This is a genomic window from Faecalimonas sp. LCP19S3_D12 (assembly GCF_052121495.1).
In the GTDB taxonomy this organism is placed as follows: Bacteria; Bacillota; Clostridia; order Lachnospirales; family Lachnospiraceae; genus Faecalimonas.
This window is the reverse complement of the sequence record NZ_JBQKED010000039.1, coordinates 18,695-33,147: the sequence shown is the minus strand read 5'-3', so window position 1 is coordinate 33,147 and position 14,453 is coordinate 18,695. Positions and strand designations below refer to the sequence as shown.

11 protein-coding genes are annotated in these 14,453 nt (G+C 37.5%); 2 read left to right on the top strand and 9 right to left on the bottom strand.

The window, feature by feature from the left end:
- The first annotated feature begins 79 nt into the window (after positions 1 to 79).
- Positions 80 to 2,020, top strand: a complete 1,941-nt coding sequence (locus ACTQXY_RS11890) for a hypothetical protein (protein WP_441659631.1) — start codon at positions 80 to 82, stop codon at positions 2,018 to 2,020.
- 72 nt (positions 2,021 to 2,092) lie between these two features.
- Here the strand turns inward: ACTQXY_RS11890 and galE are convergent, their stop codons facing one another.
- From galE to ACTQXY_RS11875, 3 genes are all read right to left on the bottom strand, one after another.
- Positions 2,093 to 3,109, bottom strand: a complete 1,017-nt coding sequence (galE, locus tag ACTQXY_RS11885) for a UDP-glucose 4-epimerase GalE (protein WP_441659630.1) — start codon at positions 3,107 to 3,109, stop codon at positions 2,093 to 2,095.
- Between the two features lie 116 nt (positions 3,110 to 3,225).
- Positions 3,226 to 4,341, bottom strand: a complete 1,116-nt coding sequence (locus ACTQXY_RS11880) for a phosphotransferase (protein ID WP_441659629.1) — start codon at positions 4,339 to 4,341, stop codon at positions 3,226 to 3,228.
- Positions 4,341 to 5,267 (bottom strand): sugar phosphate nucleotidyltransferase, encoded by a 927-nt coding sequence (locus tag ACTQXY_RS11875; protein ID WP_441659628.1) that lies wholly within the window; start codon positions 5,265 to 5,267, stop codon positions 4,341 to 4,343. The genes ACTQXY_RS11880 and ACTQXY_RS11875 overlap by 1 nt, the downstream gene beginning before the upstream one ends.
- A gap of 178 nt (positions 5,268 to 5,445) precedes the next feature.
- On the opposite strand from ACTQXY_RS11875, the gene ACTQXY_RS11870 reads away from it, so the two are divergent.
- Positions 5,446 to 6,297 carry a helix-turn-helix domain-containing protein gene (locus ACTQXY_RS11870; RefSeq protein ID WP_441659627.1) on the top strand — a complete coding sequence of 284 codons (852 nt, stop codon included), beginning with the start codon at positions 5,446 to 5,448 and terminating at the stop codon, positions 6,295 to 6,297.
- Between the two features lie 70 nt (positions 6,298 to 6,367).
- Here ACTQXY_RS11870 and gnpA read toward each other — a convergent pair whose 3' ends face one another.
- From gnpA to ACTQXY_RS11840, 6 genes are all read right to left on the bottom strand, one after another.
- Positions 6,368 to 8,530 (bottom strand): 1,3-beta-galactosyl-N-acetylhexosamine phosphorylase, encoded by a 2,163-nt coding sequence (gene gnpA, locus ACTQXY_RS11865; protein WP_441659626.1) that lies wholly within the window; start codon positions 8,528 to 8,530, stop codon positions 6,368 to 6,370.
- Positions 8,531 to 8,621: 91 nt separating this feature from the next.
- Positions 8,622 to 10,814 (bottom strand): glycosyl hydrolase family 95 catalytic domain-containing protein, encoded by a 2,193-nt coding sequence (locus tag ACTQXY_RS11860; RefSeq protein ID WP_441659625.1) that lies wholly within the window; start codon positions 10,812 to 10,814, stop codon positions 8,622 to 8,624.
- A 4-nt stretch (positions 10,815 to 10,818) separates the two neighbouring features.
- Positions 10,819 to 10,998, bottom strand: coding sequence for a DUF6903 family protein (locus ACTQXY_RS11855; protein ID WP_441659624.1), 180 nt, complete (start codon positions 10,996 to 10,998; stop codon positions 10,819 to 10,821).
- A gap of 12 nt (positions 10,999 to 11,010) precedes the next feature.
- The gene (locus ACTQXY_RS11850; RefSeq protein WP_441659623.1) at positions 11,011 to 11,904 is read right to left on the bottom strand and encodes a carbohydrate ABC transporter permease; all 894 of its coding nucleotides are present in this window, start codon (positions 11,902 to 11,904) and stop codon (positions 11,011 to 11,013) included.
- Between the two features lie 13 nt (positions 11,905 to 11,917).
- The gene (locus ACTQXY_RS11845) at positions 11,918 to 12,817 is read right to left on the bottom strand and encodes a carbohydrate ABC transporter permease (protein ID WP_441659622.1); all 900 of its coding nucleotides are present in this window, start codon (positions 12,815 to 12,817) and stop codon (positions 11,918 to 11,920) included.
- 118 nt (positions 12,818 to 12,935) lie between these two features.
- Positions 12,936 to 14,273 carry a carbohydrate ABC transporter substrate-binding protein gene (locus ACTQXY_RS11840; RefSeq protein ID WP_441659621.1) on the bottom strand — a complete coding sequence of 446 codons (1,338 nt, stop codon included), beginning with the start codon at positions 14,271 to 14,273 and terminating at the stop codon, positions 12,936 to 12,938.
- Between the last annotated feature and the right edge of the window lie 180 nt (positions 14,274 to 14,453).

The window sequence follows — 14,453 nt, the reverse complement described above, 5'->3', positions numbered from 1 at the left end:
TAGTTCGTAACGTCTTGACATAATATCAGCCCCTTTTTCTTTATTTTACCATGAAAGAAGGGCTATAAACAAATATTTTGTGCACTTTTTAATTTTCAAACACGCTCTAGAAAACGATCCTGAATCTGCTAATTTTCTCAGTCTGATTCTAGCAGCTTATCCAAATGGCTCTACAAGTGGTCAAATAGTTACTGTAGAGGAATTACAGAAATCCCTGTATGACGAATGGATAAAAAATCCAAATGTAGATATGGATGGTCTGCTCACAAGTTTCGAAGAAGACTTTGTAAGTAATATTGACGCATTGCAATATATTCTTCAAAGTGCTTCTGATTACGCTGAAAACTACTCTAATTATTGGTTAGAAGAGCTTCGTATTATTTCAAAACAGCTCTCATCTATTCTATACACAACTCCAGAATTATATCTCCCAGAGTACCTTACTCAATTGGAGACATGCAATGGCAAATTGGAAGAATATATCACTAATTTAAAAAATGATGATGCAAATTTCTCCTATGCACTTGCAAACGGTAAAAATTTTCAATCAATTTCTGCGGAAGCTAATATGCTCCTAAGCAATATTGGGAAAAATCTGAATACTTCTATTTTGACAAAAGGAAAGAATCTTGCAGCTTCCTATAAAGAACTCTATGATTTAGGCTCTGGATCTCTTGGCGCTATTTCAAACCCAAATGCAGATCCTAAGAATCCAAAACCTGCTACTGATATTAAGGTGTTTGAATCGCTTGTAATCACTGATGGCCAAACACTTGCTACTGCTGATGTTCTTTGGAAAGATACTGTTTCTTACTTTACAGGAGATTTTTCCGAAATTACAGACGTTCTATTACAAGGAGAAAGTTCTCTTAATTCGCAAATGCTGAATGACTATTATTCCTACGGATATGGAAATTTAGTTTCTGCATATAATTTGCTTGCCTCTGCAGTAATGACAGATTCTGAAAATCAGGCAGGTGAAGTTGCTTTTATCAGCTATACAGGAAACGAAAAAACTGCTTATGACGCTGCACTTGCTACATTAAAAACTGCCGTAGACAACAAGGACTATTCCAATTATGCGACAGCTGGAAAGGAATTGAAGACAGCTGCCAAAGCTTATGTAGATGCAGCAAAAAAATATGCGTTAGAGCAAGCAGAGGAAACGAAAACTGATCTGGTTAAAAAATTAGAAAATATCCAGTCCGATATTATGGCACACAAAGATTATTATAACGAGACTTATCTGGCAGAAGTAACTGCAATTCTTGAAAAATTGGAAAAAGCACCTATTGATGAGACAATTCTGAAATTATTCGAAGAAGCAAATGCGATTCTGGCAAAACAAAGCGAAAGCTATTCTGAGAGTTTCAAAGCCAATTTGAACGATGCAGCTGCCTCTGTTGAAACCGCAAATAAATGGTGGTCTTATCTCAGTGAAACTCAAAAATCAGAGGAGCGCTACGCTAATGCGATTACCATTACCAATGCATTAAAAGATGCTCTTGTAAGCAACAATGGTGTCTATAATATAGATACTTTTAAAACAGCATATAATAATTTCCAGGCAGCTTTAGACCACGAAAAAGGATCTATATATCTCGCAGCAAAATCTGCCATGGAATCCCTTGTTTCCAATGCTGAAACAATCTATCAGCTAGAAAGCAAAAAAGACCACAACAAAGGTGTTTTCGAGGCTTACGCAAAATCAATTGCCGCATTAAAAGAATCAATCAAAGACTTTGACTATGCAAATTCTTCTGCAATTCAAAGTACTGCAGATGCTCTGCTCACTGCACAAAATACACTGTTAAATGATAAACCTGTGGTAGAAAATCCGAAGCCGGAAGTACCACAAACAGAAAAGCCAAAAACAGAAACACCAAATACCGCTAAGAAAGAAAAGAAGAAAAACGAAGTCCATACGGGAGATATGGCAAACGCTGCTACTCCTGGACTCTTCGGATTATTCTCTCTTGCAGGAATCGTTTCTGTATTCGGTTCTAGACGCAAAAAATAGTATTTATGTAAAAAGCTCCCTGGTAACCTTAAAATTAGGTTATCAGGGAGCTTTTCATATCATTCGCTCTTTTTATTCTACATATCCTTCTGGATTGTTTGACTGCCATCTCCAAGAATCCTCGCACATCTCATCAAGTCCTCTTTCTGCTACCCAGCCAAGTTCTTCTTTCGCTTTTGTTGGGTCTGCATAACATGATGCAATATCGCCAGGTCTTCTCGCCTTGATCTGATATGGAATCTCTTTTCCGCATGCTTTTCCGAATGCTTTTACCATATCAAGTACAGAGTATCCGTTTCCTGTTCCAAGATTGTAAACTTTCACTCCTGCTTTTTCTTCAATCTTCTTCAACGCTTTTACGTGTCCAAGCGCAAGGTCTACTACGTGGATGTAATCACGTACCCCTGTTCCATCCGGTGTATCATAATCATCACCGAATACTCCAAGACATTCCAATTTACCAACTGCTACCTGTGTGATGTATGGCATTAAGTTGTTTGGAATTCCTTTTGGATTTTCTCCGATTGTTCCGCTCTTATGTGCTCCAACCGGATTGAAGTAACGAAGTAATACTACGTTCCACTCTGAATCTGCTGTGTGAAGATCTGTTAAAATCTGTTCCAGCATTGATTTTGACCATCCATATGGATTTGTGCACTGTCCTTTTGGGCATTCTTCTGTGATCGGTACAAATGCTGGATCTCCATAAACTGTTGCAGAAGAGCTGAAGATAATGTTCTTCACGCCTGCATTTCTCATCGCATCACAAAGCACCAAAGTTCCTGCAATATTGTTATCATAGTATTCTAATGGTTTCGCTACAGATTCACCTACTGATTTCAATCCTGCAAAATGAATTACTGCATCAATATCTTCTTTTTCAAAAATATTTTTCATCGCTTCCGCATCACGAATATCTGCTTCATAGAATTTAATTGTCTTTCCGACAATCTTTTCCACACGGTCTAACGCTTCTTTACAAGAATTACACAAATTGTCTACTACAACCACATCATATCCTGCACTGATCAGTTCAATACATGTATGGCTTCCGATATATCCTGCTCCACCTGTTACTAAAATCGTCATAATTGTATCCTCCTTTTAATCATCTTGTTAACAAGGACGAGAGTTTTTCTCCCGCCCTTTATTATAATACTTCGCTCTAATATATACAACTATTTTGTTCCAAAACATTTTTTCTGTTATGAATTGTATTTTTTAATAATTTCCTGCATTGTATCCCATTTTGCTTCCATGTCTTCTACCAGTTTAAACTGTGTACGACATCTGTCAAGGTTATGGTTCTCTCTGTGGATCTTAAAGTATGTATCTCCCTGAAGGTAGTCAGTGAGGAATCTCATACCACATTCAAATGTCATTACTTTTGCTCCCATCGGCATCATTTCAATTTCTTTCTGTGTCAATTTGCCGCCGCATCCTTCAATGAAACCTTTTGCATACACATCAAACAATTCCATATCACAAGATACTTTTGAAAGATCCTGCTCGTCTTCCGCTGCTGTACTTGCGCCAAAACGGATAGAATCACCAAAGTCATTCATTGCAAGTCCCGGCATAACAGTGTCTAAGTCAATCACACAGATACCTTTTCCTGTCTTGTCATCAATCATGATGTTATTCAATTTTGTGTCATTGTGAGTAACACGAAGTGGAAGTTCTCCATTTGCGAGCATATCTCCGAATACATTTGCAACGTCTTCATGTGCAAGTACAAAATCGATTTCTTTCTGTACAGATGCTGCACGTCCGCACACATCTTCTTCTACCGCTTTCTTGAATGTAGCAAATCTTGCTTTTGTATCATGGAAACCTACAATCGTCTCGTGAAGTGTCTCTGCCGGATAGTCTGCAAGCAGTCTTTGGAAATTACCAAATGAAACTGCGCTCTGATAGAAATCTTCCGGTGTCTCTACCTGATCATAGCTTGTTGCCCCTTCGATAAATTTATATGCTCTCCAGTAATCTCCCTGTGAATCCACAAAATATGGTCTGTTTGCTACAGTGCGAATTACGTTCAAAGTCTCTCTTTCCGGATCTCCACCGTTCTCGATAATCTTTTTGCGCAGATAAGAAGTCACTCCTAAAACATTCCCCATAAGTTCTACCGGTTTTGTAAAAATGGATTTGTTCATGCACTGTAAGATCACGCGCAGTCTTCCCATCTCCCCGATATCAAAGGTCAAAAGGAATGTATCATTGATGTGTCCGTTTCCATATGGTCTTTGTTCAATCAATGTCCCTTCAAATCTAAAATTTGCAATTGCTTCATCTATTTGTCTATCTGAAATTCTTCCCATTATTTTTCTCCCCACAGGTTCTCTGGATACAAACCTGATTCTTTCATATTTTTAATCGCATTCACCACAACCGGTTTATCTTCTTTATATGTCACTCCGTACCATTTGTCTGCTGATGTCAGAACTGCCACTGTTGCACGATCTTCTGCGAGCAGATTGCTTACAACTGTCGGAAGGAAATATTCACATTTCAAAGGATTTGTCTTAAGTCCCTCATCTAAAAATGCTGTAAATCCGTTCTTAATCTCCTGAAGAATGCTTGCTGTGAATCCCCACATATTCATAGAAACAATGCTTCCTTTTGGAAGTTCTGTCCATGTCTCTCCTTCATCTTCTGTGTACGCTGCTCCGTCTCCTTTTTTCTCGATGCGTGTTCTTTCCACAACGCTCACAAGCTCTCCGGCTTCATTCATCGTGCAGACACCACGTGCCACATGACCATTCTCAGTCAATGTATTTTCCAATTGATAACCTACCATTGTGTAACGGAATTTATCATCGTCTTCGTGTGTTGACAGGTAGTCATAAATTTTCTGGAATGCATCTCTTCCATAGTAATCATCTGCATTGATTACTGCGAAAGGTCCGTCAATCTCATCGATACAGCTGAATACTGCATGCGCTGTTCCCCATGGTTTCACACGTCCTTCAGGCACTTCATATCCTTCCGGCAAGTTATGTAAATCCTGGAATACATAAGATACTTCCATTATTTCTTCCATGCGTTTTCCGACAGCTTCTTTAAAATCAGCCTCATTTTCTTTTTTAATGATAAATACTACTTTTTCAAATCCCGCTTTTTTTGCATCATAGATTGAGAAATCCATAATAATATGACCTTGATCGTCCACCGGATCAATCTGTTTTAATCCGCCATATCTGCTTCCCATTCCTGCTGCCATAATTACTAATACTGGTTTTTTCATGATTAAGACCTCCAAACCCCAATTTCTTTTCTAACTCATATTCTAGTACAAATGTCTTTAAAAATCTTTATCTGATTAATCTCTATGTTTGTATTATTTACACTTTTTCTTTGCATTCTAGAATTCTATAAGATATAATATCATTAAAAATCATAAAATTACAAGGGAGAATGTTTACATGAGCAATCGTCGTTATGGTCTTGAAGAGACTGAATTTGAAAAATTAGATATACGCTTACTTTATATCACTCAAGCCCGATACGATACGGACTGGCATAGTATTGCACATACGCATCATTTTACTGAATTATTTTATGTCATTCATGGTAGTGGCTTTTTTCTTGTAGAAGGGAAAAAATTTCCCGTAAAAGAAGATGATCTTGTTATCGTCAACCCTAATGTTTCACACACTGAGCTCAGTGACAAAAACAAGCCTCTTGAATATATTGCATTAGGAATTAATGGATTAAAATTTAAAGACGGAAATCTTAATTCCATCTACGACTATAGCCTGCATAATTTCCGTGAACACAAGGAAGAATTTTCTTTTTATCTTAAGACACTCCTTCGGGAGATTCAAAATAAAGGAGAATATTTCGAGACAATTTGCCAGAATTTATTAGAGGCATTGATCTTAACTTTAGTCCGGCGAACAAAGAAAAAATTAGCAATTGCACCAACAAAGAAGATTACAAAAGAATGCCGTTTTGTCGAACAATATATCGACGAACATTTTACAGAGGATATTACACTCCAGACGTTAAGTGATTTGACCTATCTAAACAAGTATTATCTCGTTCATTCTTTCAAAGAATACAAGGGCACATCACCTATTAATTATCTCATTACGAAAAGAATTCAAGAAGCCAAGCATCTTTTGGAAACTACAAATCATTCTGTCGCAAAAATTGCTAATATGATAGGATTTTCTTCTCAATCATATTTTTCTCAAGTTTTTAAACGGGAAACAAACATGACTCCAAACGAATGTAGAAAACTCATTGAAAAAAAAGACTCTACTTCATCTTAAAATAAAAGCACCATAGCCTATATTTCCAAATTAGGAATGTAAGCTATGGTATCTTTTTAATTTTCTCTAATTAGATTTCATACCAGATGATTTCATTTGCATCCAAATCTAACTCAAAGCTTGTTCCATCACCTTTGTATACTGTTGTGCTCTGTGGCTCATATGTGTTATTTACAACACAGTATTTTCCATTCTTCACATAAGCATGTACTTCTACATTGAAGTTCGTACTGAACCATTTGTGAAGGTTGTCCTCGTCATGTGCTGACCAAAGGATAGAACGGTATAACAGACGGCTGTTTTCAAAGCTGTATGGAAGCCCGCTGATGTATACACAACGTCCGTTACCAAAATCATTTACTGCCATCTGAACTTCTTTGTCAATCTGTCTTAAGATTGTTGTTCCGTCCAACGCGAAGATATTTTTCTGTCCTTCTCCGAAATCAATATCTTTTGTGCAGTCTTCTTTGATAAAGTGATCATGTTCTTCCCAGTTATATTTATCTGTATTTAAGTTAAATCCGTTTTCTTTTTCTACACCGAGTGCATTTGCAAGCTGGAAGTAACGTCCTTCCCACTGGTAAGCTGTCGGCTCACCAACACCGATAAATCCGCCACCGTTGTAGATAAATTCCTTCACTGCTGTTACGATTGTCTCGTCTACCCATGCAGAACCACCGCTGTGTGCTGTGTATGCGCCACCTACGTTGATGATAACATCGATGTCATTTAACACCTTCGGATCATTTTTGATATCATCAAAGCTGATAAAACGTACATCAAATGGTGCTCCGGAAAGCGCCTCTACGATTCCTGCGTAAGAATAGTTCTGTTTTTGATATAAAGCGTGGTGAACCATGTGATTGCCCCATGCTCTCATCTTGCCCCAGCTGTTCAATACTGCAACTGTCTTCACGCAGTATGGAGTTGTTCCTTTAATGTTTTCGTATAATGTACGGAATTCATCACATACACTTTCCACATAATCAATAAACTCAGGGAAGTCTAAAGCAAGTTTCAAATATCCGCCGTATCCGATTCTGTCGATTGGTTTTCTAAGAATCGCACGTCTTGCTGTTACCCAGTTTACTTTTGCTTCTTTTACCGGATCTCCGCCTTCATGGAATGTATCCGGGAAGAAGTATGGAAGGAAACGTCCTTCTGTATATTTTACATTCGGAATATCACTGATCAGACGAAGTGTAGAACCATTACCAACACTTCCTACTACAGCATCCAAACCAACGGATTTGAATTCATCCATGAATGGTTCCATACCAATCCAGTGGTCTCCAAGGAACATCATTGCTTCTTTACCCATCTCATGTGTGATGTCTACCATCTCTTTTGCAAGTTTTGCAACTTCTCTTCTCTGGAATGCCTGGAAGTCTTTAAACTCTTTTGATGGAATACGATACTGATTGTTCATGTAACCTTGATCGATAATGTATTCCGGTCTGAATTTATATCCAACTTCCTGCTCAAACTGTTCCAAAATATATGGGCTTACGGATGCTGAATATCCGTACCAGTCTACATATTTTTCTCTTGCAAGTTCATCAAAGATCAATGTGAACTGATGGAAAAATGTTGTATAACGGATAACATCAATATGCGGGTTGTCCTCGATATATTTGCGAAGACGTTTCATTGTAAATTCTTTTGTCTTTGGCTGACGAACGTCGAATGTAATCTGTTTTTCCACACCCTGCCAGTCATTGACAACTGCATTGTACATATGTACCGGATCCCACATAATATATGCAAGGAAACTTACTGTATAGTCATGGAATTTCTTTGCGTTGTGAATTGTGACATCTCCTGTCTCTTCACTGTAATCCCACTCTTCTACCGGAACAACTTCTCCTGTTGTACGGTCAATGACTTCCCACCATCTTCTGATATCATCGTGAGAATTTACTTTCAACATATCTGGATATAAGTGATCCATCAAGTGGATAGATAACTCAGCTTCCACAGCTGTATGGAAAGATGTCATAATGTACATCTGCTGAATCTCATCTGGATTCGCCTTTGCCCATGCATTATCTTTTCTTGTTGTGTAATATGTAGAATACACTTTCGCATCTACATCTCTCAATTCTGCCGGATAGTCTGTTCCATCACAGTCACGGATCGCATCTGCTCCCCAACGTTTTACCAGTTCCAATGTCTCAGGAACTACGTCCACATCTGTAGGAATTGTGACTCTTCCTCTTAACTTTTCGCTCATTCTAATACTTCTCCTCTCTTACGTTCAATCATAGTCTTTTTCTTCTCAATAGTATAATGAACTTTAGAAATGAAATCTATTTGATTCTTGCTTACAATGTTATATATTTTGTTTCTCCTGCTTTCAAATAAACTTCCACTTTCTTTTCTTTTCCAATTTTTACCAAAACGCTCTGCTCATGCTGAGCCTTCAGTTGAACTTCGCATATATCACTATTTTTCATCTTTGCAGAAATCAAAATACCTTTTTCTCCACGGAATCCTTCAAACCCAACCTGCTCATCTTTCCATTTTTGCGGTACTGCTGGAAATAGCTCAATCACACCATCATGCATTTGCATCAACATCTCCTGTAATGCATCTGCTGCATACATATTCGCTTCTAATGTAAATGGACGATAATGGAAAGTTGTATAACCGCGCTTTTTATAATCTCCATTCAGATGGAAACCATTCACAGAGCAAAAGCTTTCCCAAAAGATTCTCAGCCTATCAAATGCTCCCTCACCATTCTTTTGAATCGCATACAAATGCGCCATCCATGCAAAGCTAAAACCAACCCACATTCCTGTTCCGAGACGCTCATAATCTTCTACTACCGCGTCAATAATTTCCTTTTCTTCCTCGTTGTCATAACGATACAAATACAATGGACATATTGCCATCGCGTTTGATAAATGTCTATGTGATTCTTCCAGACTTTCATCTGGTGAAATCATCAATACATTTTTTTCATTTACTGCCAAGTGCGGAAGTTTTTTCATTACATTTTCCCATTTTTCTTTTTGCCCATTCTCAAGCCTGTCAGAAAATTCTATCAACATGGCATATAGATATCTTAAAAGAGCTAAATCATAGTTACTGTTCGGCGTCACCCATGCTTCTGCTTCATCATCATGTATCTCAGGAGAACTAGAGACGGGAAGATAGTAATATCCATCCTCGCCTTCTTCCAAAAGACTGGTAATACATTTGGCTGTTTCCTCAAAATATATCCACGCACGCTCTCGAAGAAATGTCTCATCCCCAGTATAACGATAATAAAGTTCGAATGACTGACACAGCCAAATCTGATGTACTGGAGACAAAGAATACATTGGCCATCCTCCGAGTGGTTTTCCGTCTATTGTCATAACACCTGGCAGGCAGATTCCATCTGTCTCATAAAAAACTTTTGCAAATTTTCTTGCAGCACCCATAGAATCCCAGAGAAAATCAATGAAACTCTCTCCTTCTTCCAAATGATTTGCCTTATAAAAATGTGTATAGCTAAACTGTGTATTCAGATCATGATGATAGTCTCCCTTCCACGGTGGCAGATTTCCATCATCTGCAGTCCACACTCCTTGGAGTGGCATTGGATAAGAGCCTTTTCTTGAACATGAGGCAAATAAATAATTTGTCACATACCACTGTTTTTCAAACAATGAATCCGGAAGCATAACTTTGCTTTTTTCCCAATATCTCTTCCACCAAATACGATGTTCTCTTTGACTTATCTCGTATCCTGCCAATAATTCTTCTTTTAATTGCATCTTTGCATCTTCCAGCCAATTTTCGCCATCATTGGAAGTGATAATCCGATAAAACACTAACGTCTCCTGCTCTTTTTCAAGCACTCCTGCCACTATCCCATATGAAAATCTTTCATCCACTTCCTGTGTAAACCATAAAAAAGAAGGAGCGCCATTTGCCTCTCCTCTGACTGCTTCAGAATAATGAAGTTTTTCCAAACCTCCCTGAGATATCTCTCTTTCTTTCGGATTATAATACACCTCTTCTTTTTCATTTTGACTTCCAAATTGTGGACTTAACAATTTAACAGAAAATTTATCCCTTGTTGTTCCTATCTTTATCATACCAGTCTTTGAAACTGCATGGCAAAAAGAATATACTTTATAGCATTCAGATGGACCTGTTATATCTAACTCAGCCTCTGCTATCTGTAAATTCAAAACAGACTTCACTTTGCTCATATTTTTAAAATCAAAAATTAGTTTTCCTGCCGGTAATTTCGTTGGAGTCGGATAGTTGTATGGGGCATCGAACAGCTCCCGGATCTCTTGCGTCTTTTTTTCTTTTGCAAGCCTCACTAGATTTTTATAGCAGAACTCTTTTCGCTCTGTATTCATAGGAAGTGACAAATCCCAAATATCCGTTCTGTCCAAACTAAACCTTAACGCCGTCGGTTCCCCCCAAATAAGAGAACCGATTCGGCCATTTCCCAGTGGAATGGCTTCATCCCACCTTTTAATATTTTCTTTAAAAATCAATTTATGTCTCATACGATTACTTATACTGCCTGTTATATAGTCCAAGTAAAGATACCAGACCAAGCAAGCCAACCATCATCATTCCAAGACCTTTCGGTCCTATATGTTTTTGTCCTACTACAACTAAGGCAACACTTGCAACAAATATAACTGCTACGATAATGCCAATCAATATTTTTTTTGCGTTTTCGCTCATAGTATTTCCTCCTTAGCCTTTCAATCCGCCAACTGTCATTCCCTGCGTCAGTTTCTTCTGAACACACATATAAAGGATAAGTGTTGGAAGCATTACAATGACAAGTCCCGCATACATTTTTCCGTACTGTACAGCCGATCTCTGTGCAGCCATCAAATTCATCAAACCTACCGGAAGTGTCTTTAATTTCGGATCTGTCAACAATGTCATAGAAATAATATATTCATTCCAAAAAGCGAGGAAGTTGAACAAAATAATTGTTACAATACTTGGTTTCGCCATCGGAATAATAATCTGAACCATTGTTCTAAAATAGCCTGCTCCATCCACGTAAGCCGCTTCCTCGTAGTCTTTTGCCAATGATTTGAAATATCCTGATAAAAGATAGATTGTAAACGGAAGCGCTGTAGCCGCATACACAACTGCAAGTACAAATAAATTATTCATAAAAAATGTACTTCCAAATGTTTTGTATAGGAATGTATCACCATTATTCAACATAAGGAAAATAGGTACTACAATATAGTTTACATTAATAAACAAACCTGCCATGAATAAAACATTCCAAAACTTACTTGTTTTAAATTTAAATCTTGCCAATACATACGATGCTGGCAGCGCAATAATAACAAGCAAAAAGATTGCCACTGCTGTTACAATAACTGAGTTCAACATGTAAGAACCCATATTTGCACTTTCCCATGCGTCTACAAAATTCTGGAAATACACTCCTGCTGGCAGTGCCCATGGATTTCTATAGAACTCAGAATTCTCTTTGATAGATGCCATAAACACCCAAAATACCGGCACAATAATTGTGATTGTCAAAAGAACCAATGGGATATAAATAAAAAACTTAGCAAGTTTCGATGTCTCATGAATTGTTCCTTTACTTTTTCTGCTCATCTTTTTACCTCCCCTAGAATTCAATCTCTTCACGTTTTGTTACAAAATTCAAAATACCAGCTAATGCAAATGAGAAAATAAATACAACTGAACCAATTGCCATACCATAACCATAGGAAGAGTTCGTATATGCTTCTTGATACATGTAACTTAAGAATACGTTTGATGCTCCGTCCGGACCACCATTAGTCATTGCTTTTACAAACAAGAAACTCATATTGATCGTACTGATAATAAAGAATGTCAATGTTGTTCTGATATTTGTCCAAATCAGTGGAAGAGTAATGGAGAAGAATTGCTTAATCTTTCCTGCTCCCTCAAGCCCTGCTGATTCATAAAGACTTTCTGGAACATTTGCCATACTTGCCATATACATAACCATATAATATCCAATCGCCTGCCAAACCATTGCAATTACAATACTATAGATAACAAGCTTTTGATCACCAAGCCATAAAACCGGATTCTCAGCTCCTTTTGCCCCTCTAAACAGATTCAAGAAGGAGTTCAACAATCCCTGATTTGGATCATAGATGGCTGAGAAAATCGCACTAATTACTACAACAGATAAAATATTTGGAATGTAAAAAATAACCCTAAAGAAATTCTGTCCTTTGATTTTCTCCCTTGTCAGAATTGCTGCAAATATAAGTGAAAATGCAAATGTAAACAACGTTACAACAACAATTAGCAAAACTGTATTTTGAAATGCTTGATAAAACTTTTCACTTTTGAACAACGTCTGAAAATTTTGCAACCCTACAAATGTTTTATCTGCCGTATATCCTCCCCATTTGAACATAGACATGCGAAATACATCAATAGTAGGAATGATCATAAATACTACAAATAAAATTACAGCGGGAGCCAAACAAAAGAATATAAATCTCCCTCTACCTTTCTCTTTTCTCATTTAGTCATCTCCTAATCTTAATCTCAAGTCAAATCTTACTGATTTCATAAAAACAGCCGGCTCATAAAAAACTCATAGCCGGCTGTTTCTTTTCTGACTATTTATAGTCATTTCAAGTTTATTTTTTTAACGCACCTCTGAAAGTATCGCTAGCTTCTTTAAACTGTTTAACCCAATCTTCTTGTGTCTTGTCTCCAGATACTAAAGAGTTTACAGGATCAAAGAATGCACCTCTTACAGTAAGACCTTCTACTGGTTCTGTTGTAGCAAATGCATCTAATACTGCAACTGCACCTGTATCGTAGATGCTGTAGTATGTTTTTGCATCATCTTTTAACTTGTCTGACATTCCAGCGATTGGCTGTACAGCTCCGCCTTCATTTGCAAAAATCTCTGCTGCTTCATCCGAATATAAGAATGCGATAAACTCTTTTCCAAGATCCTGATTCTTTGCTTCTTTTGGCATCCATGTCTGCTCAAAGAATGAGTAAGAAGCTCTTTCTCCACCTTGTTCTACTGCTGGAAGAGCTGTGAATCCCCACTCAAATCCCTCTGCACGTGGAGCCTCTTTCATCTCACCGATTACCCAATTACCGTTTGGCATAAAGAGCGCTTTGTTGTCTAAAATTAATTGCTGATTTTTCTGGAAATCATTGTCATTAGCATTTGCCGGTGTTGTCTTTTCTGTGTAAGAAGCTAATTTTCCAATGATATCAAATACTTTCTGTGCTTCTGGAGTATCCCAGATTCCTTCTTCATACTGAAGTGCTTTTGTAAACGCTTCTTCTCCCATTGCTTCGTGAAGTAATGCATAGAAAAATGCATCAAAGTATCCTGTTGTTGGATATGTAAATAAAGCAATTCCTTCAGCCTTTGCTTTTTCTCCTAATTCCCACATCTCATCCCAAGTTGTTGGAACTGTCCAACCTTTTTCTTCAAAAAGCCCTTGATTGTAGAACAATCCACATGGTCCGTAGAACATTGGCATCAAATATGTCTTTCCGTCTCCATAAGGATTTGTAATTGTGTTCTCTGTAAATCCTGGAAGAATCTTTTCTCCTACTGTCACTTCTTCACCTGGTACTGTCATCTCTAACACATCTGTCAAATCAACTAAGTTGTTATCTCTGATAAATGTCTCTGTCATACCTGACTCTGCACCTACCGCACGCATGATAACATCTGGATAGTTACCTGCTTTCATATCTGGTGTAATTACATCTTCCAATTTTTTATCAATTGTAAGCTCTACAGTCACACCTTCATTAGCAGCTTCAAAAGCATCTGCTACTTTTTCCCACATATCTTTACCATATGCAGTTTCTACTGCTGCTACTTTTAACGTCTTTCCATCTTCTGCTTTGTCTTTTCCTCCATCATCTTTCGACCCACAAGCTGCAACACTCAATGTCATTACACCTGCAAGTACTAGACAAAGTAACTTTTTCATTTTCATACCTCTTCCTCCTTCTTATTTTAAAACGGAACACTCCGTTCTTTTGGTATAGAAAAATCATACTCCATCTTCAATTCCTTTTCAAGAGTTATTTTGCTCATTTTTTTATATATCTTGCTATTCAAAACAACATAAGTATTGTACAAAATTTCCAACTTACTTTTTATACTAGTTTCTCTT